18 protein-coding genes and 2 tRNA genes are annotated in these 18,810 nt (G+C 57.4%); 9 read left to right on the forward strand and 11 right to left on the reverse strand.

Translation table 11 applies throughout. The features are described from left to right. Positions 1–83 precede the first annotated feature (83 nt). From FF098_RS18035 to FF098_RS06850, 6 genes are all read left to right on the forward strand, one after another. Positions 84–305 carry a helix-turn-helix domain-containing protein gene (locus FF098_RS18035; RefSeq protein ID WP_155138700.1) on the forward strand — a complete coding sequence of 74 codons (222 nt, stop codon included), beginning with the start codon at positions 84–86 and terminating at the stop codon, positions 303–305. 42 nt (positions 306–347) lie between these two features. Further along, complete coding sequence (locus tag FF098_RS06830) at positions 348–1,919, forward strand: phage/plasmid primase, P4 family (RefSeq protein WP_229714561.1); 1,572 nt, start codon at positions 348–350, stop codon at positions 1,917–1,919. A 602-nt stretch (positions 1,920–2,521) separates the two neighbouring features. Further along, complete coding sequence (locus FF098_RS06835; protein ID WP_155138705.1) at positions 2,522–2,857, forward strand: hypothetical protein; 336 nt, start codon at positions 2,522–2,524, stop codon at positions 2,855–2,857. Positions 2,858–2,974: 117 nt separating this feature from the next. Next, on the forward strand, positions 2,975–4,249 hold the full coding sequence (locus FF098_RS06840) for a phage major capsid protein (RefSeq protein WP_166426366.1): 1,275 nt from the start codon (positions 2,975–2,977) through the stop codon (positions 4,247–4,249). Between the two features lie 102 nt (positions 4,250–4,351). After that, entirely contained in the window at positions 4,352–4,891 is a 540-nt protein-coding gene (locus tag FF098_RS06845; protein ID WP_155138709.1) for an HK97 family phage prohead protease, read from the forward strand. Positions 4,892–4,900: 9 nt separating this feature from the next. After that, positions 4,901–6,142 carry a phage portal protein gene (locus tag FF098_RS06850; protein ID WP_155138711.1) on the forward strand — a complete coding sequence of 414 codons (1,242 nt, stop codon included), beginning with the start codon at positions 4,901–4,903 and terminating at the stop codon, positions 6,140–6,142. Positions 6,143–6,653: 511 nt separating this feature from the next. Here FF098_RS06850 and FF098_RS06855 read toward each other — a convergent pair. The 3 genes from FF098_RS06855 to FF098_RS06865 form a co-directional block, all read right to left on the reverse strand. Next, positions 6,654–6,730 (reverse strand) — tRNA-Arg (locus FF098_RS06855). Positions 6,731–6,794: 64 nt separating this feature from the next. Then, on the reverse strand, positions 6,795–7,103 hold the full coding sequence (locus FF098_RS06860; RefSeq protein ID WP_155138713.1) for an ETC complex I subunit: 309 nt from the start codon (positions 7,101–7,103) through the stop codon (positions 6,795–6,797). Positions 7,104–7,144: 41 nt separating this feature from the next. Next, positions 7,145–7,221, reverse strand: a tRNA-Pro gene (locus tag FF098_RS06865). A 278-nt stretch (positions 7,222–7,499) separates the two neighbouring features. Here FF098_RS06865 and FF098_RS06870 point away from each other — a divergent pair. Beyond that, positions 7,500–8,108: a hypothetical protein gene (locus tag FF098_RS06870; RefSeq protein ID WP_155138715.1), complete on the forward strand. Its 609-nt coding sequence runs from the start codon at positions 7,500–7,502 to the stop codon at positions 8,106–8,108. Positions 8,109–8,113: 5 nt separating this feature from the next. Here the strand turns inward: FF098_RS06870 and FF098_RS06875 are convergent, their stop codons facing one another. Genes FF098_RS06875 through FF098_RS06890 form a run of 4 tightly spaced genes read right to left on the reverse strand, consistent with a single transcriptional unit; the run spans position 8,114 to position 11,221 of the window. Next, entirely contained in the window at positions 8,114–8,443 is a 330-nt protein-coding gene (locus tag FF098_RS06875; RefSeq protein ID WP_155138717.1) for a hypothetical protein, read from the reverse strand. Positions 8,444–8,448: 5 nt separating this feature from the next. After that, positions 8,449–9,645 (reverse strand): cystathionine beta-lyase, encoded by a 1,197-nt coding sequence (gene metC / locus FF098_RS06880; RefSeq protein ID WP_155138719.1) that lies wholly within the window; start codon positions 9,643–9,645, stop codon positions 8,449–8,451. Further along, complete coding sequence (locus FF098_RS17685; RefSeq protein ID WP_155138721.1) at positions 9,645–10,193, reverse strand: GNAT family N-acetyltransferase; 549 nt, start codon at positions 10,191–10,193, stop codon at positions 9,645–9,647. Before FF098_RS17685 ends, metC begins: the two co-directional genes overlap by 1 nt. A 26-nt stretch (positions 10,194–10,219) precedes the next feature. Further along, entirely contained in the window at positions 10,220–11,221 is a 1,002-nt protein-coding gene (locus tag FF098_RS06890) for a cysteine synthase A (protein ID WP_155138722.1), read from the reverse strand. 110 nt (positions 11,222–11,331) lie between these two features. Here FF098_RS06890 and FF098_RS06895 point away from each other — a divergent pair, with 110 nt between their 5' ends. Continuing rightward, positions 11,332–12,849 (forward strand): cryptochrome/photolyase family protein, encoded by a 1,518-nt coding sequence (locus FF098_RS06895; protein ID WP_155138724.1) that lies wholly within the window; start codon positions 11,332–11,334, stop codon positions 12,847–12,849. On the opposite strand, the gene FF098_RS06900 is transcribed toward FF098_RS06895, so the two are convergent. The 3 genes from FF098_RS06900 to FF098_RS06910 all read right to left on the reverse strand — a co-directional run bounded on the left by FF098_RS06900 (position 12,850) and on the right by FF098_RS06910 (position 16,878). Beyond that, positions 12,850–14,127: an SAM-dependent methyltransferase gene (locus FF098_RS06900; RefSeq protein WP_155138726.1), complete on the reverse strand. Its 1,278-nt coding sequence runs from the start codon at positions 14,125–14,127 to the stop codon at positions 12,850–12,852. A 40-nt stretch (positions 14,128–14,167) separates the two neighbouring features. After that, on the reverse strand, positions 14,168–15,610 hold the full coding sequence (locus FF098_RS06905; RefSeq protein WP_155138728.1) for a cryptochrome/photolyase family protein: 1,443 nt from the start codon (positions 15,608–15,610) through the stop codon (positions 14,168–14,170). 80 nt (positions 15,611–15,690) lie between these two features. After that, entirely contained in the window at positions 15,691–16,878 is a 1,188-nt protein-coding gene (locus FF098_RS06910; RefSeq protein ID WP_155138730.1) for a DUF3089 domain-containing protein, read from the reverse strand. A 227-nt stretch (positions 16,879–17,105) separates the two neighbouring features. Between FF098_RS06910 and FF098_RS06915 the strand changes: the two genes are divergently transcribed. After that, positions 17,106–17,912 carry a DUF502 domain-containing protein gene (locus FF098_RS06915; protein ID WP_205967405.1) on the forward strand — a complete coding sequence of 269 codons (807 nt, stop codon included), beginning with the start codon at positions 17,106–17,108 and terminating at the stop codon, positions 17,910–17,912. 4 nt (positions 17,913–17,916) lie between these two features. On the opposite strand, the gene FF098_RS06920 is transcribed toward FF098_RS06915, so the two are convergent. Continuing rightward, positions 17,917–18,795 carry a transposase gene (locus tag FF098_RS06920; protein ID WP_155138732.1) on the reverse strand — a complete coding sequence of 293 codons (879 nt, stop codon included), beginning with the start codon at positions 18,793–18,795 and terminating at the stop codon, positions 17,917–17,919. Positions 18,796–18,810 lie beyond the last annotated feature (15 nt).

The raw sequence follows: 18,810 nt of genomic DNA on the forward strand, positions 1-18,810 counted from the left end.
AAGCCCAAAATATCCTTTTGCAGGCCGGGTGACGGTCATACATCTTCCTATCATGTCAAGAAATTTCTCTGTGGAGTACCGACATGAACACCGAATCGTCCCTGTTGTCAGACTACCTCACAAAGCGGCAACTCGCTGCCGAGCTTGGCGTTACCGAACGCACAATAGGTCGTTGGATGCGAAAGGCTGGCGGTATTCCGCACACCCGCATAGGTGGACAGCTGGTATTCAGAATCGCGAGTGTGCGGTCCTGGATCGAATCCCACGAAACTTACCCAGGTCGCCGGAAGGCCCGCAGACAATAGGCTTGCCTACATGTGGCATGCCATGCGGGCGGTGCGCGCGTGATGATTGACAGGTTCAAACGCGAGGGTGCGAAGGTCGAGAAAGCCCTGCGCATGGCGGGGGTAATGCCAGCCAATGGGCGCGAGTACTCCGACTATCAGGTGCAAAACCGTGCGTCACTTATTCGAGCTTCCCAGGTTTTGCGGAAAGCGGGAATCAGGCCGGGTTGCGCTGAAGGCTTCACATCGGATCAGTTGCATGATTATAGGCAAATCGCGCGCGACCGAGGTTGTGATCCCGACATTCTTCACTTGCCTAAAGATTCCGAACCTTGGCTTGCCAACGAGTTCATCAGCAGGCATCCCGATCTCTTATTCATCAACGAATGGAACAGTTGGCTGATATGGACCGGCCAAGTTTGGGAGCGTGATCGCTCTCTGCGGATCAAGGCGTTGTTCGGTGACCTGCTTAACGAAATCGCCATCGATTTTTTTACCGGCGAACGCCGCATCATGACCAAGATCACGAGCGCGGCAACACGAGTGGCGGTTGAACGGATCGCTCGGGCTGATAGGCGCGTTGCGATGCTACCGGGTCAGCTAGATGCGAATCCATGGGTTTTGAACACGCCAGGCGGGATCATAAACCTGCGCAATGGTGAGATGGCCTGCCATACTCAGGATCAGCATCAGACAAGGATCACTTCACACGGCCCCGCGCGGGGCAAAACCGATTGCCCGCTTTGGCGGCGAGCATTAGATGAGTGGAGCGGCGGGGATGCCGAACTCGTCGCATATCTTCAGCGGGTTGCTGGATATGTCTTGACCGGATCGACTGAAGAGCATGCCCTGTTTTTCATCTACGGCTCTGGAGCCAATGGCAAGTCAACCTTCATCAATACATTGGCGAGAATTCTTCATGATTATGCGATTGCGACCCCTGCGGAAATCTTCATGGCTGGCCATGGGGAGCGCCACCCGACCGATCTAGCCCGCCTTCAAGGCGCGCGGCTAGTCATGGCATCGGAGATTCGGGAAGGCTCTCAATGGGATACCGGTCGATTGCAGCAAATCACCGGCGGGGACCGCCTTTCAGCCCGTTTCATGCGATGTGATCCCTTTGATTTTTATCCCCAGTGCAAACTGATATTCAGCGGAAACCATAGGCCGGAGCTGGGGACGATAAACCAAGCTATCAGGCGACGTATGCATTTGATCCCCTTTAATGCGACCATTCCAAACGCTTCCCGCGACCGCCAGTTTGAGAGCAAGCTCATGGCAGAGGCTCCAGCGATATTGGATTGGATCATAGAAGGGTGCCGTGCCTGGCAGGCCGGAGGGTTGCAACCCCCTGATGCTGTTAAAAGAGCGAGTACGGATTATCTCGAGCGCAGTTCACCGGTTATGTCTTGGATCTCCGACAGGTGCGCCCGCGAGCCGAATGTTCGCGTTTCGAGGGCTGCGCTATGGTCGGATTGGCGTAAATGGGCAACCGCAAATGGCGAGCGCGAAGGTAGCGCACGCCAGCTATATGAACGCCTCGAGGCGGCTGGTTTTGAGCCATTCAAGTCAAACGGTGAAAGAGGCTTCAAAGGCCTTCGCCTGAACTATCAACGGCAGAGCAAGCCGATATAGGCTTTCCAGTTGCGAGGGTGGCGAGCATCCTCGCATCATCCTCGCAACTAAAATGTCATGCAATTACAATGTTTTATGGCGCTTTTGCGAGCCATGCGAGCTTGCGAGGCATTGGCGCTATCTTTTGGAATAAGAAAAAACCGTCCCTCGCGCGAGGTTGTTAGTCATAAAAACCTGCCCTAACTGCCCTAGATTGAACAAAACCCATTCATATCAAAGTCTTAATGCAATTCAAACCTGCCCTAAAACCTGCCCTGTACTTGCCCTAACTGCCCTAAGTTCTACACACAAAGGACAAATACCTCGCTTTTTTCGCAAACCAATTATCCTTTTTGTACTCGATGACTGTCCTGCCATGCTCACTGCATCATGCTCGAGCATATTCATCATATCGAATCTGTTGCCTGCCGCCGCCCAAGGTGTTGCGGGCCGGGTCGCCGCCCGACCGCCGCTCGAGCAAGCACCGGTCTTGGTGGCGACCCCACCTATCGGCCTGCAACCGGGGGCGGGGTCAAAAACTCCAGTGGGCCATTTTACAAACCGGCGCCCCACACAGCGGAAGTGCGCGCGAAATTCCGAAAACTTTTTTTTGGGATGGCGATATGAGCGGGGTCGATTTCAGCAACTACGAAAACCTGCCTGAGCCCTATCTTGGCCGCTACCAAGAGGCGCATGACAGGGCAGTCCATGCGCTCGAGGAAATCGCTGCCACCTTGCCTGACAAGCAGTTTGTCGACCGGTCCGCGCGGATGAAAGGTGCATTTCAACTCGCCCAGGCATGGTGCTTTCGTGTCGAGTGTCTGGCCAGCGAGGCGCAGGCATGGCCGCAACCTGCATCTGCCACAGAGCGATGGTGCGATAAATTCGCGAAATGCATGATTGAAATGAGAGAGGTTTTTGCGGAATTCAACGGGAGGGAAAGACCGACCGTACACTGATTGCGCGAACAGGGCGGCGCGCTAACGAGCGTCGAGAGATGGCCCGATCCCCCAGATGGACCCGCCCACATTAACCAGCCCGCCGAGATGGCGCGCGCTCCCTTGGAAGGAAAGACAATGAAACTCAGTGATCTATTAAAAAAGCGCGATGCCCTGACACGCGAGGCACGCGGACTCATCGATACTGCCGAGAAGGCGGGACGTGCGCCGGAAGGCAATGAACAAACGCGGCTGGATGAAATCCGCACCGAATGCGAGGCGCTCGACGTTCGTATCCGCAATCAGGCCATGCTTGACGAATTCGACCGCCAGGCCCAAGCCGAACCGCTGGAAAACGGCGGCGGGGAATTTGAGCGCGAGGCTTCGCAAGTAAGCCTGTTGCGAGCCATCGCCTGTTCGGCTGGCCTGGACGGGGATTTCGGGCGCGAACGCGAGGTTTCTGCCGAGTTGGCTCGCCGGTCGGGGCGCAAGCCGAATGGCATTCTTGTCCCAACGCAAGTGCTGCAGGTTCGCAATCGGCGAGGGTTCGAAACGCGCGTTACGACTGCCGCCGGGGGCGGATCGGGATCGATCTTTGAGCAGGGCCGCCCGGACATGCTGATTGATGCCCTGCGCTCGAATATGATCACAACCGGCCTTGGCGCGACCGTTCTCAACGGCCTGGAAGGCGGGCCGGTGAGCATCCCGGCAATCGATACCGGACAATCCGGTAGCTGGATTGCCGATGATGCGGCACTTACCCCGGCGGATATCGACGTGAATAAACGCCAGCTCACCCCTAAAACGGTAGGCTGCCTGACCGAGTTCTCCCGCAATTTCGTGCTGCAAAGTTCCCCGGACGTCGAAGACCTTGCCCGGCGCGATTTCTCCAATGCCCTCGCGGTTGCTCTTGACGGTGCGGCCTTAGTCGGCGGCGGCGCAAACGAGCCTTCCGGCGTGCTTGACCAGATTACGCCGGGCACGCTCGCGACCCCGAGCTGGCAAGAGGTGCTTAATCTCGTGAAATCGGTCGAAGTTGCAAATGCTGCAATGGGCCGCCTTGGATGGGCGGTGAACCCCACGGCAGTTGCCACGCTGCGAGGCACGACGAAAGTTTCCGGCGATGCAGGGGCAGGGTTCATCATGGATAGCCCGACCGAACTAGCGGGCTATCAGGCAATGTCTTCGACGGGCCTGCCATTGGTCGGCTCGCCACCGACCGGCAGTGTAATTTTCGGCGATTGGTCGAGCCTCATTGTCGGCGCATGGACCGGCATTGATATCCTCGCAAACCCCTATGCGGCGACACCGTTCGCAAAAGGCAATATCCAGGTGCGCGGCCTGATGACGGCGGATGTGGTGTTGCGCCATGTCGAAAGCTTCGCAGGTGCAACGGACGTTCCCGCCGCCTGATCCCGATAGCCGGTTCGTTTCCTTTCGGCGAACCGGATAGCAGTGCCGACCGGGGCGTTTCAGCGCTTTCACCCCGGTCGGCACGACCTGGAGAAACATCGTATGGAAACCAATCTGGAACACCGAATCGCGAGCGAATGCCGCTTGGCGGGTGTGGGCACAAGCAGACGGCTTGTCGGCTATGCCAGCGTGTTCGATCAAGAGGCGATGATCGGCAATGTGCGGGAAATCGTGCGCCGGGGCGCTTTTGCGAAAAGCCTTTCATCCGGGCGCGATATTCTTGGCCTTGTCGACCATGATCCGGGTCGGCTTCTCGGACGTACTAAAACCGGCTCTCTGAGATTGAGAGAGGATGAAAGGGGCCTTGCCTTCGAAATCACGTTACCGGATACGGCGGTTGCGCGGGACGTGCTTGCGCTCGCTGATCGTGGCGATCTTGGCGGCGCGTCTTTCGGCTTCTTGATCCCGCCGGGCGGCGAGCGCTGGCAGGGCAAGGTGCGCGAACTGGTCGAGGTTGATCTGCGCGAGATTTCGGCAGTGGTTTCATGGCCCGCCTATGCCGGAACGTCCGTATCCGCACGATCAAAAGCCGATCACTCCCAGGCTGCGCTGTTTACGCGCCTGCGCGTTGAATTCATGTAGGAGAATGGAATGGGCTTGCTGCGCCGAATTGCCGACTTGTTCGATCCCGCCGATAGCGAGGCACGGTCGCTTGGGGCCTATGACCTGGATGCCCGCCTGTTCTCTTGGGATCGGCCCGCCGCATTGCCGCATGTCGGAGCCGATGCCGTTCTAAGCAATTTGAGCGTTGCCACATTCTGTGTTGCCTTGCGGGCTGAACTGACCGCAAGCGTGCCGCTGCACGTCTATCGGCGATTGCCGGATGGCGGGCGCGAACGTATCGAGGATCATCCGTTGACGATCCTGCTTAATGAGGAAATGAACCCACGCCAGACCGCCTTTGAAGGCCGCGAAATGCTGGTTCGCTCGCTCGATCTTGCCGGGAATGGCTTTGCGCGCATCGACCGAGAGCGCAACGGCGATGTTGCGGCGGTCTGGCCATCGCCGCCAGGCAATGTTGCGATCGAGGAACTGCAAAGCGGGCGACTGCGCTACAAGTTCTCTGAGTCACCCCGGCGGGTTGCCGTGCTTCTCGAGGGAAGCGGCGAGGTGCTGCATGTTCGCGCTGCGTCGAATGATGGCAAGCTGGGGCGCTCGCCGCTCTATGTGGCGCGCGGCTCACTCGCCCTTGCCATGGCGCAAGTGCAAATGAGCCAATCCCTGATGGTCAATTCATTGAAGCCATCGGCGGTTGCCTCTCATCCGGGCAAGCTATCCGACAAAGCACGAGTGAATGTGAGCGATTCCCTTCAAGCCCAGGCCGGCGGCACGCTTCGCGCCGGGCGCATGCTTGTACTCGAGGAAGGCATGAAACTCGAGCCATGGTCGTTTTCCCCGGCGGATGCCCAATTGCTGCAATCCCGCCAGCTATCTCATGAAGATGTTTGCAGGATTTTCGCGGTTCCGCCCGCCGTTGCCGGTGTCTCAAATGCCGTCACCTATGGCACGGCGGTTGAGGAATCGCGGCAACTGGTAGCAAGGTGCATAGGCCCGCTCGCCTCGAGAGTCGAGGCAGCCTTGATGCGCGATCTGATGAGCGATACCGACCGGCGGGAAGGGCTGTTCCTTGCCCATGACCTGGATGGGCTGTTGCGAGGCGACCTGCAGGCCCGGTTCAATGCCTACCGATTGGCGCGCGAAATCGGGGTGTTCTCGCCGAACGATATCCGGCGGCGGGAAGGTGAGTCACCGATCCCCGATGGCGATTCCTATATCCAACCCCTCAATTTCGCACCTCTTGGAACCTCGCCAACTGGATCTGGCGAGAGATAGCCCTAAAAAGCCGGGCAGGGTTGCTGCCTACCATGATAAGCCCGTAGCTCCGGTCGCCTTTGCAGCGGCATTCCTCGGAACCCGTTTAGACGCCACAGCGAGAACGCGAGGGTGCGAACCGTGTGGCTTGCCCGGTGGGGGTGGGGTTGGTTTTATCCCAATCTCTCTCGTAGAAGCCTGTGAGATTCGATGGTCTGCGCAGCGGTTTCCTCAGCCTCTTTCTGAGTTTTGCATTGCGTGACTTGCGTGCCAAAGCGTCCTTCAAAAGTAACAACCAGATAAGGCAGTCCAGCACGAGGGGGTGAGTAGACTAATGTTGCGCCATCCAGGTCGCTTTTTGTCATGGCTGATTTTCTCCATTTTTTTCACAGTTCCGAACTCATGAAGCCTCAAATTCAACAATGGCGCAACGAGAGGGTTTGCACAAAGTACGGATATAGTGCGGATATAGATAGAAACAGAAACCGCAACAATAATTGCGATCCGTAAGGAATTGAAATCATTAAAGAAATGGCGACCCCGGCACGATTCGAACGTGCGACCATCTGATTAGAAGTCAGGCGCTCTATCCAGCTGAGCTACGGGGCCGTTGAAAATGGTTATGGCGCAAACCGGTCATGCTTGACCAGCGCGAACGATGGATAAGCCCGGATCAATGTGTCCAGGGCTTGCGGCGACGGGCGCTGAAATTGTCGGAATAGGCCTTGATGACAGGCTTGCCGCCATGGGGCTCTGAAACCTTGTGAGGGATGCCATGCTCTGTCGCATAGGCGACAGCGGCTTCCTTGCTGTCGAATTTAAGGCGGACCTGATTGGATTTCATGTCATCGGACGAGATCCAGCCCATCAGGGGATCGACACGGCGCGCGGCGCTTTGTTCGAACTCCAGGACCCAGCTTCTGGTCTTGCCCTTGCCGGACTGCATGGCGGTCTTTGCCGGTTGATAGATGCGCGCGAACATAAAACCCTCTTGATTGCAGTATCCTGCCATATTGGCTTCGATGGTCGGGGCGGCAAGATTCGAACTTGCGACCCTCTGTTCCCAAAACAGATGCGCTACCAGGCTGCGCTACGCCCCGTCTCAACGAAATCAATATGTTAGCTGCACCGATGAAGCATAAAGAAACACTGTCACCGGAGCGACCACTGCCTATAGGGATTGTTCTCGAATTTCAAGCAAAACAACACGTCAGTGAAGACAGGTGTGCGAAGAAAAATATCGATGCGAAACCTTATTTTGCTCATGAAATAAAATCGCGCCAGATGGTGCATTGCGGCATTTTCTGTGGTTTTGTATGGCTGGGGAGGCAGGAATGGGCTTGGGCGCCTTGCCTGTCAGTTATGAGGAATTGTCTCGATGCTACTGTTTCGCATCGCCACTGTGTTTTTGCTTTCGCTTGCCAATTTGCTGACAGCCGTTCTTGGCCTGGCCTTGCCGGTGCTCGCCCTTTTGCTGGCCCAGCTATGGCTGCCGCTTGAGCTTCGCGACTGGCCGTTCATCCGAGACGTCGCCGGGCTGATCGAAAGCCACAGCCTCACAAGCAGCACGAGCGGTATCGCTGCCATGGTCTTGATGATCTGGATCGCGTTCGGTGCCCTGTTCCTGAAATACCAACTACACGCCGACCGACGGGTTCTGGCCGCGAGCCGGGATCATCAGAGCGCTGTGGATGCCAACTTGCGCAGCATACCGGACATCTTGTTCCAGACAGTATTCCTGCTGGCCCTCGGTCCGTTGGTCCTGATAGTCAGGACGTTCCAGCAGCCCACCTATGCCTATGTATCGAGGGCGAGACATTATCGCGACAAGCTGTTTTACACGGCGGGGCGGCAGTCTGATCTGGACCCTCAGGCAAGGATCGTGTTTGACAGCAAATCCTACCTGCTGGCACAACTTCTCGAACTGCTGTTCTGGGGCGGCGTGTTTTATCTATTGCTGTTCGAAAACAACATCGTGACCTTATAGAAATTCTAGAGATCAGGCAGGGCGCCTTCCTCGACACTGGTGGTCGGTGCGACCAGTTCCAGCTCGACCAGCAGCTCGCCCGGATTGTTCCCATACAGCGTATAGGTGATGGGCTTATAGCCGGCCTTGGCGATGGTCATCTTCATCTGGAACGTGACATTGACCGGGCAGGGTGTCTCGCACGTATCGCCACCGGTAAAGGTCAGCGTGGCGCCGCTGGGCACCGTGACAACGAGCAGATAGGGATAGGTCTTCTCGGTCGCCTTTTCAGGCACCGGCGTCGTGCAGGATGACATGGCAAGACCGGCAATTATCAATACCAACATGTACCGCATGAAGATCATCCTTGTTTTCCTGCAGCGTCAAAAGCTGCAAATGCCTGTTCCAGATCCATTATAAGGTCATCGGCGGATTCAAGGCCAGCGTGAATACGCATCAGCGGTCCTCTTTCGGGGCCGGGCTCTGGCCGGGGCGAGACCGTGCGGTATTTGTGAACCGGCACGGGGATGCACAGGCTCTCGAAACCGCCCCAGCTATAGCCCATGCCGAAATGCTCCAGGGCATTGCAGAAGGCGGTGAGTTGTTTGTCCGAACAAGGCGGCAGCTCGAACCCGAAAAGACCGGTGGCACCGGTGAAATCGCGCTTCCACAGCTCATGATCCGGATGGCTCTCCAGCGCCGGATGCAGGACGCAGACAACATCGTCGCGCGCTTCCAGCCAGCGGGCAAGGGCGATGCCATTTGACTGATGCACGGGCAGGCGTGCGGCCAGTGTTCTCAGTCCCCGATGGGCAAGCCAGACATCATCAGCGGATACGTTCGATCCGATCTGGCGCAGGCAATTGGCAACCTTACGCTCCGCCGACGGATCATTCATGGCAATAGTACCGAGCAGGCAATCCGAATGCCCGCCGATATATTTCGTTGCTGCCTGAATGCTGACCGTTGCACCATGATCGAGCGGCTTGAAATAGACGCCGGCGGACCAGGTATTGTCGACGAGTAGGGGCACGCCTGCCTGCTTTGCGGCAGAGCCGAGTGCGGGAATGTCCTGAATTTCAAATGTCAGCGAGCCAGGGCTTTCGGCAAGGATCGCCGCCGTGTTCTCACGGATCAGCCCGGCAATATCGCTGCCGATATGCGGATCATAATATTCCGTCTCGACCTGCATGCGCTTCAGGAACCGGTCGCAATAACCGCGGACAGGGTCATAGGCGCTGTCGGTGACGAGGATATGGCTGCCGGGTTGAGCGAAGGCGAGAAGGGAGAGCGTCACCGCCGCGAGGCCGGACGGCGCTAGATAGACATGTTCGGCGGCTTCCAGCTCGCCGATCGAGGCTTCGAACGCCCTGTGGGTGCGGGTGCCGAAACGACCATAGAAGAATTCCCGCTCGGTCGCGGTGAAGTCCTCATAGGTCGGAAACAGGATAGTCGAGGCACGCTCTGGCGGATGTGTCACCGGATGGGACGGGCGCTCTTTTGGCCTGCCACTGGATACAAGCCGCGTCGCTTCATCCTTCTTCTTGCCGTCTGCCATCAGCCACGCCACTCGATCACGCCACGCCCTGTACTATACGGCGTGAAACCGAATTTCTGGTACAGGGGCAGGGCGGCGGGATGGTCTGCCGTACACGTCTCGATCAGCACCTCGCGCGGGTTCAACGACCAGGCAAGATCGACAATATTATGAAAGAACCACCGGCCGATGCCGAGGCGGTGTACCTCCGGCATCAGGCCGAGAAACTTGATTTCAACATCGCCTTTCGGATGTTCAGACGGGCGAGCATCGATCTCGCCGAACCCGCATGGCACGCCCTTGTAGTAGGGTACATAGATATAGACGTCCGGATCGCTAACGATGGCAGCGAGGCGGGTGTCTGACATGTAGCGCCGGCTTACCCATTTATGCGGCTCACCAACGCGGTTGAACAGGTAACGATAGAAATGGACCGGCGGCTCTTCAGCCCGCATCAGCGCCGTAATCCCCAGCGGGCGTGGCGGCGCCTGCCGGGCTGGGCGCTGCTGTTGCCGCAGATAGGTGATCTGGACACTGAGCGTTTCACTATTGGTATTGAGTGCGTCCACTTTATGCGTTTCCCCGGCGCGTCACCTTATCTCGTCCAAGGCGGCGTCGGCAGGCCTTTCGACTTCAGATAGTCCGGATTGTATAGCGTGGATTGGTAGCGGTTGCCATAGTCGCACAGCACCGTGACGATCGTATGCCCCGGGCCCATATCCTTTGCCTGTTTCACCGCGCCGGCAATATTGATCCCGGCCGAGCCGCCAAGGCACATGCCTTCTTCCTCGATCAGGCGATAAAGAATCTGCAACGCTTCCTCGTCACTGGCGCGATAGGCCTCGTCGATTTCCACATCTTCCAGATTGGCGGTGACACGACCCTGGCCGATGCCCTCGGTGATCGAGCCGCCCTCGCTTTCCAGCTCGCCGGTCTTGACCCAGCTATAGAGTTTCGCGCCGAACGGGTCGGTCAGCGCAATCTTTACATCCTTGTTGTGCGCTTTCAGTGCCTGGCTGACACCGCCAAGCGTGCCGCCGGAGCCGACCGCGCAGGTAAAACCATCGACCTTGCCATCCGTCTGTGTCCAGATTTCCTCGCCTGTGGTTTTCCGGTGAATCTCACGATTGGCGATATTATCGAACTGGTTTGCCCAGATTGCCCCCTGCGGATGGGTCTTGGCAGCCTCTTCGGCCAGCCTGCGGGAGTAATGGACGTAATTGTTCTGGTCGGCGTAAGGCACGGCATCGACTTCGATCAGCTCCCCGCCGAGCAGGCGCACGGCCTGTTTTTTCTCCTCGCTCTGGGTGCGCGGCATGACGATGCGGACCTTGTAGCCAAGTGCCGCGCCGACCATGCACAGCCCGATCCCGGTATTGCCGGCTGTGCCTTCCACAATCATGCCGCCTGGTTTGAGCACGCCCTTCGCCTCTGCGTCACGAATGATGCCGAGCGCCGCGCGGTCTTTCACAGACTGGCCAGGATTGAGGAACTCTGCCTTGCCAAGGATAGTGCAGCCGGTCTCTTCGGAAGCGCGTTTCAGCTTGATGAGCGGCGTATTGCCGATGGCGCCGAGCACCGAGTCTAGAATTGTCATCTGTCTTACTCCTGTCCGATGAAAGTAGACCTCGTCACCCGTCGCTTCAAGCAAACATGCTCGCCGGATTATCGAGGAATTCTATGTTGATGCGCAGGAGGGCTAACCCGATGGCTAAACTGCGCCTGATCCTCGGTGATCAGTTGAATACGAAGATTTCCAGCCTGTCTGACGTGGTAGAGGGCGACCTGATCCTGATGGCGGAGGTCTGGGACGAAGCGACCTATGTGCGCCATCACAAGCAGAAGATCGCCTTCCTGTTCTCTGCCATGCGTCACTTCGCGGCCCAGCTGGAAGATGACGGTTACAATGTCTGCTACGTCAAACTGGACGATGAGGACAATACCGGCTCTCTGTTCGGCGAGGTCAAGCGCGCGCTGGAGGATTTCGATGCCGACGGGATCGTGACGACCGAATGCGGCGAGTGGCGGCTGGCGTCGGATATCAAGCACTGGGAAGAAAAGCTGGGCCTGCCTGTCGACATCCGTGAGGATGACCGTTTCGTTTCGACACTGAAGGAATTCCGTGACTGGGCAGAGGACCGCAAGAGCCTGCGCATGGAATTCTTTTATCGCGAGATGCGCCGCAAGACTGGCCTGCTCATGAATGGCGACGACCCTGAAGGCGGGGAGTGGAATTTCGACAGCGAGAATCGCAAGAGCTTGCCTAAGGGCTATAAGGCTCCCGACCGCAAGTCGGTCCGGCACGACGGTGTAACGAAGGAAGTGCTGAAGCTTGTCGAAGACCGTTTCAGCGATCATTTCGGCTCGCTTGAAGATTTCCAGTATGGTGTGACACGCGATCAGGCATTGCGCCAGCTCGACAGCTTTATCGAAACCTGCCTGCCAGATTTTGGCGCCTATCAGGATGCGATGGCGACGGGGGAGGATTACCTCAACCATTCGCTCGTTTCAGCCTATCTCAACGCCGGCCTCCTGCTGCCGATGGAAATATGCGAGGCCGCGGAAGAGGCCTACAAGGAAGGCCATGCGCCGCTGAATGCCGTTGAAGGTTTCATCCGCCAGATCATCGGTTGGCGGGAATATGTGCGGGGCCTCTACTGGCTGAAAATGCCGGATTATGCGCAGACGAACTATCTGAATGCCCGGCGCAAGCTGCCTGATTTCTACTGGACCGGCGAGACGGATATGCACTGCATATCGGAAGTTGTGCGCAACACCCATGATCATGCATACGCGCACCATATCCAGCGGCTGATGGTCACCGGCAATTTTGCCCTCCTCGCAGGCATCAAGCCGAAGGAGATCAATGAGTGGTACCTCATCGTCTATGCCGATGCCTATGAATGGGTGCAGCTGCCCAATACCCATGGCATGGCGATCTTCGCCGATGGCGGCATGATGGGGTCCAAGCCCTATGCCTCATCCGGCGCATACATCAATCGCATGTCGAACTACTGCAAGTCTTGCAGATACTCGGTCTCGAAGAAGACCGGCGATGATGCCTGTCCGTTCAGCTATCTGTACTGGGATTTTCTCGACCGCAACGAGAAGAAGCTGCGCAATAACGGACGGATGGGCCTCGTCTTCAAGAACCTCGACCGCAAGGACAAGGATGAGATGAAGGCGATCCGTGACTCAGCGAAGAAATTCCTCGACACGCTATGATCAGGCGCGAGCGAGGGTATAATGGCTCACATCAGTCGTCCCGGCCCGGAACCCGGCTTCGCAATAGGCGAGGTAGTAGCGCCATAGCTTCTTGAAACGGTCGTCGAAGCCGATAGCCTGAATATCGTCCCAGGCATGCAGGAAGCTTTCATGCCATGTCTTCAGGGTCTGGGCATAATCCTGACCGAAGGAATGGGTATCTACCAGCGACAGCCCGGCCTTGCGGCTCTGCTCGGCCATGATCTGTGGGCTTGGCAGCATGCCGCCGGGAAAGACGTATCGCTGTATGAAGTCCGCGGCCTTTTCATAATACGGGTACAGATGATCTGCAATAGTGATAACCTGTAGTCCGGCAAGCCCACCGTGTTTCAGGTTTTCGCGAACCTTGCCGAAATAGGTCGGCCAGTACTCCTTGCCAACAGCCTCGAACATCTCGATGGAGGCGATCTTGTCGAAAGAGCCTTTCACGTCACGATAGTCCTGCAGGCGGATTTCGACCTTGTCGTTCAGACCTTCGCGCTGCATGCGTTCACAGGCGTAATTATACTGCTCAGGCGAGATGGTCACACCGGTCACGCGCGCGCCGACTTCGCGAGCAGCGAACTCGGCAAAGCCACCCCAGCCAGACCCGATTTCCAGCACCGTCTCGTTCGTCTTCAGATCGATCTTGCGGGCGAGGGCGGCATATTTCTCCGTCTGCGCCTGATCCAGCGGCTGGTCCGGCTGCGAATACAATGCCGACGAATAAGTCATGCTCGGGTCGAGCCATTTCTCGTAGAACGCATTGCCCAAATCGTAATGGGCCATGATGTTGCGTTTGGAGCCTTCTTTCGTGTTCTTGTTGACCGCATGAAGAACATTATTGACGGTCCTCACCACAGGGTTTGCCGCCAGCTCTTTCTGCATGCCGTCTACATTCTGTGCCATGACATAAAGCGTCTGGGCGAGGTCAGGGGAGTCCCACTGGTCGGCCTCGTAGCTTTCATAGAAACCGATAGCGCCGCCCAAAAGGGAACGCCGAGCGACCGCATAATTGCGAATCAGGAAGGTCGCCGTCTCTTCGGAATGGTTGCCGGAATCGAATTTCACCACGCGGCCATCGGGCAGGTGGCATACAATGCTGCCATAGCTCAGACGGTCGAAGACATTGGCCATAAGGCGAAAAAACACCGGCGTCCCGCGCAATGCCACGTCGCGCGTTTCCGGCGTGATGATCATCGCGTTGTCGTTGGCATCCGGGGCCCGGTCAATGGCCGATGCAGCGGTCTCGAATGTCATGGCTTCCTGTCTTTCTCTCTTTTTGCGTGTACTCTAGGGCCTATTTTATACTTTGATAAGCATCGAGGGCATCCTGCCGCGCCTGCTTGTGTTCCACGATCGGCTCCGGATAGGTTTTGCCCAGTTCGACACCAGCCTTTTTCAGGACGTCTTTGGGCGCTTCCCACGGCGTGTGAATGTGCTTGGCCGGCATATCTTTCAGCTCCTCGACATATTTACGGACGTAATCGCCATCGGGATCAAACTTCTCGCCTTGGGTCATCGGATTGAAGATTCTAAAATAGGGGGCGGCGTCGGCACCGCAGCCGGCGATCCATTGCCACGAAGCCGTGTTATTTGCCTCGTCGGCATCGACCAGCGTATCCCAGAACCACATCATGCCCTCGCGCCAGTCGAGCAGCAGGTGCTTGACGAGGAAGGAGCCGACGATCATGCGCACGCGGTTATGCATCCAGCCTTCGCGCCACAGTTGGCGCATACCTGCATCGACAATGGGATAGCCTGTCTGGCCCTTCTGCCAGGCTTCCAGCTTCTTCTTGCTCTGCTTCCACGGGAAGTCGCGAAACTTCTCCATCAGCTCTTTCTTGTGCATGTCGGGATTGTGGTAGATCAGCGAGTAGGAGAATTCCCGCCACGCGACCTCGGACAGGAAAACATCGCCCTGTGAATCAGGCACGTCGCCGGCGCTCATCTTGTCGCGCACGATATGCCATATCTGCACCGGGCTTATCTCGCCAAAATGGAGATGAGGGGAGAGACGACTGGTGCCGTCCCTGTCGGGCCGGTTGCGGTCATCCTTGTAGCTGTCGGCAGGGCCATCCAGGAAATCTCGCAGGGCGTTCATCGCGCCTTTTTCGCCGGGTTCCCAGACTTCCTCGAAGCTTTTGGCCCAGTTCGGCTTTGTCGGTAACAGGCCCCAGTCTGACAGTTTGTCGGATTTGGGATAGCTCGAAGGACCGTCCATCTTGCGAATACCGGTCACCGTGTCGCGCACCTTGCCTTCGGCCTTCAGCGCTTTCCAGAACGGTGTAAAAACACGATAAGGTCCACCTGATTTCGTCTTGATGTCCCATGGCTCGTAGAGCAAGCGGCCATTACAGCTCGTCACTTTGATATCGTCATCTTCAAGCGACTGTTTCAGCGCCTTGTCCGCCTCGACCTGCCACTTGGCATAGCGGCGATTCCAGAAGACGTGGTTCGCGCCTACATCATCGATCAGTTTCGGAATGACATCATTCGCGTCGCCCCGGCGCAGGATCAGTTTCGACCCGGCCTCCTTGATCTGGTTGCCAAGACTATCCAGCGATCGATGCAGCCACCAGTGTGATGCGCCGCCATAGGCCATGTCACCCGGCGTTTCGTCATCGAGAACGAAGACGGTTACGACCGGCTGGCCGGTCTCGATCGCCGCGCGCAGGGCAGGATTATCATCAAGGCGAAGGTCCTGACGGAACCAGAACAGGACTGGAGTAGTGGAAGACATTGATCCCCGGCGATTTTTTCAGCTCAGACCGGAGAAATAGACCGCGTAAACGACGAGGCCAGTGTGACCACACAGGATCGTTATTCGACGTCGGGCACCTTGTTGATCGGCGACACCTCAAGATCGACCGGGGCCATCATCGGCGGGGCCATGGTCGCTTCTTCGGCCCGGATCGCCTGCAACGCCGCAAGCCGCGCAGTCGCGTTCTGGCGTATGTCTTCGTAGAACAGGTTGAAGTTCAGCGGGGCCCATTGGCGCCCGAACCAGCGCGGATGTTTCAGCCAGCCGGTCGATGGCATCGGCACGACAACGATCCCGTCCCTGCAGGTTGCCGACACGGCTTTCTCGACCAGCACCGGCTGTTCGCCGAAGGGCATGCCTGTCGCCGATGCTGCACCCAGATGCCGATCCCGGCTGACCTCGCCATCGCCGGGCCGCCAGCTGAGCGGATTGGTACACAGCAACTCGCGGTCTTCCGGTGCCTGCAGGTCGCCATTACTGTCCCAGCCAAGCTCGCGATTGCGGGTGCGCCACATCTCCTTTTCCAGCCGTGTCGAATAGGCTGTCCATGAGATCACGCAGCGCACGTCTTCAGACCCTTCGCAGGCGGACGTATTGGCAAGGGCATAGTTGAAGAGGTCGAGCGGTGTTGCCTGATCGATCAGATAGGCAGCGGCGAGCCGTCGGCGCAGGGCCTCGTCATCCTGGAAATAATCCATCAACAGGCGCTGGGCATGCAGCCCGCCCTGACCATAGCCGACGATGAAGACAGGGCGCTCTGGCTCCACACGTGTCAGGAAGTTCTCGAAGGCGCGCGCAACGTCTTCATAGGCGAGCTTGCGGGACGCTCGTCCCTGATGCTTGAAAGTGAAGAAAGCATAGAGCGTCGCCTGCCGGTAATAGGGAGCGTAAATATCGCCCAGCCCTGCAAATGGGCCAGCCTCATTGGGCAGCGCGGTCTTGAGGGTCAGCTCACCAGCATCTGGATCATCAACCGGTGCGTTCCATTCTTCCCGGCTCGCATATGTCGTGCTGTGAATGTAAAAGACAGCCGCCTGTTCAGCACCTTCACGCTCTGAATTATCAGGCAGCATTGCCCAGTTGTCAGCCAGGGCATAATCCGGCGCAGGCGGCGGCGCATAGGTCTCGTAGGGTGTTTTCGGGTTCAGGAAGAACAGGACAAGATTTTCCTGCAACGCAAAGGCCGCCAGGCCGACGACAACGGCGAAGGCCAGGCAGACCGAACTGACAATCCAGCGAAACGTCATGCAAACCTCATTGGCAGACCTCGAGGATACAGGTCTCCTTCATGCCCAACAATACAACGCCGGAAAGATGGGAAAATTCTTTATACATTACAGGAATTTACTCCGGCTGCCGCAAAAAGGCTCAGATACGGCAAGAAAATCATTATATAGGAACGATAGTATGTGACCGAATTCAGGCGGCCACCTGACGGGGCAGGCCACAAAGGCAATCTGAGGGGATTTTTCCATTGCCCGAGACGAAGAAGAAAGATGACAGTTCGATCCTGCTGAAGGCGCAAAAGCCCGGCTTCTTTGCGCGTATGCGCAACAACTTTCTGACCGGGATCGTTGTAGGTGCGCCGATCGGCATCACCTTCTGGCTCATCTGGCTGTTCATCACCGGGCCGGTTGCTAGTCTCGATGAAACCGTCCGCGGGTTCCTGCCGAGCCAGTTCACCCCGACCCAGTTCCTGGAATATCTGCCGGGCTTCGGCCTGATCATGGCAATGATTGCGCTCATCCTGCTGGGCGCACTTGCCAAGAACTTCATCGGTCGATCGCTGATCAGTTTCGGCGAGCGCCTCGTCGATTCCATTCCGGGCGTGCGCAACCTCTACGGCTTCTTCAAGAACGTCTTCGAGATGGCGCTGCAGCAGTCGGAGCGCTCTTTCAAGGAAGTCGCCCTTCTGGAATATCCGCGCCCCGGCCTTTGGGCCCTGGCATTTGTCGTTACCAAGACGAAGGGCGAGGTCTCCTACAAGCTGCGTGACGCCAGCGAAGATCTCGTCAGCGTCTTCATCCCGACGACACCGAACCCGACATCCGGCTTCCTGCTATTCGTACCGCAAGCTGACCTGCGCATTCTGGACATGACGGTCGAAGATGGCGCCAAGCTGATCTTCTCGGCTGGTCTCGTCACGCCGGCTTATGATCCTGACGATTATATCGAACAGCTGGAGGAGGCAGCGGCAAAGGCTTCCGGCGAGAGCGAAAAGTCAAAGCGTGGCCTGCCTTTCAATATTGGCCGAAAGAACAGGAAAGAAGAAAAAGAATAGGGTCTCATCCCGCGCCCAGTCTCGCCAGGTGCAGGGCCGTCCATTCGCGCACCATGCGGTGCCTGTCATCAAGGCCACGACTGAGGGTTTCCCGGTACTCACCACATTCATTTGCTGTGCTGGCGAGCGCCTTGATCGCGTTGAACCTCGTATAGCCGCTGGCCGCGTTTTCCGCGATGTCCTGAACAATGCCTTCCGTATTTTCCCTGTCGAGCAGGAGAGCTGCCGAGAACAGCGCAGGTGACGGCGCGATATTGATGATCTGGGTGATGACGGCCTTTTCCAGATCAAACGCATACTGGTCCGTTATGCGTGTCCGGGCTGTGTTCTCCACGATGTTCAGGCTGATCGACAAGCTGTCCGGCGGCAGCTGGTCATGTACATCGACGCCTGCGCGATAGAGCATGACGCGCCCCCGGTTGAGGCTTGTCGTTCCGCAATATATCAGGCCCGGAACGTGCTCACCGGGATATCCATCGACCTTGTCTGCATCATATTCGTAATAGTTGCTGCTATAGCCCGGGCCTTCATAGCCAACGGTCAGGAAATTGAAATTGTGGTCATGGGGACGGTGATAGAAGAATGGCCCTGTGCCGGTTGCCTTGACGATCGGATCGGTAAGGGCAGGCCAGATATTGGCCCGGATGAAAAAATTATCCTGCCATCCCGTTGTGCGGTACAGTATCATCACTTGGGCGGTATAGGCATAAACCGCTTCGGTATCGCTATAGGCCTGTTTCAATTCTTCGATGGCTAGGTCGGCCAGGAAGCGACGGTTGTTGGCGAGGCAGTAAAGGGGTGTCGCTGCCTGCGCAAAGGAATCAATTCTGGTTGTGTCGATCCGCTCCTCCCGCATCCATTCGGCGAGGTCCTCGATACTCATGATTTCCTGACTTTC

Origin of the sequence: Aquisalinus luteolus (assembly GCF_009712425.2) — a bacterium.
Lineage (GTDB): Bacteria > Pseudomonadota > Alphaproteobacteria > Caulobacterales > Parvularculaceae > Aquisalinus > Aquisalinus luteolus.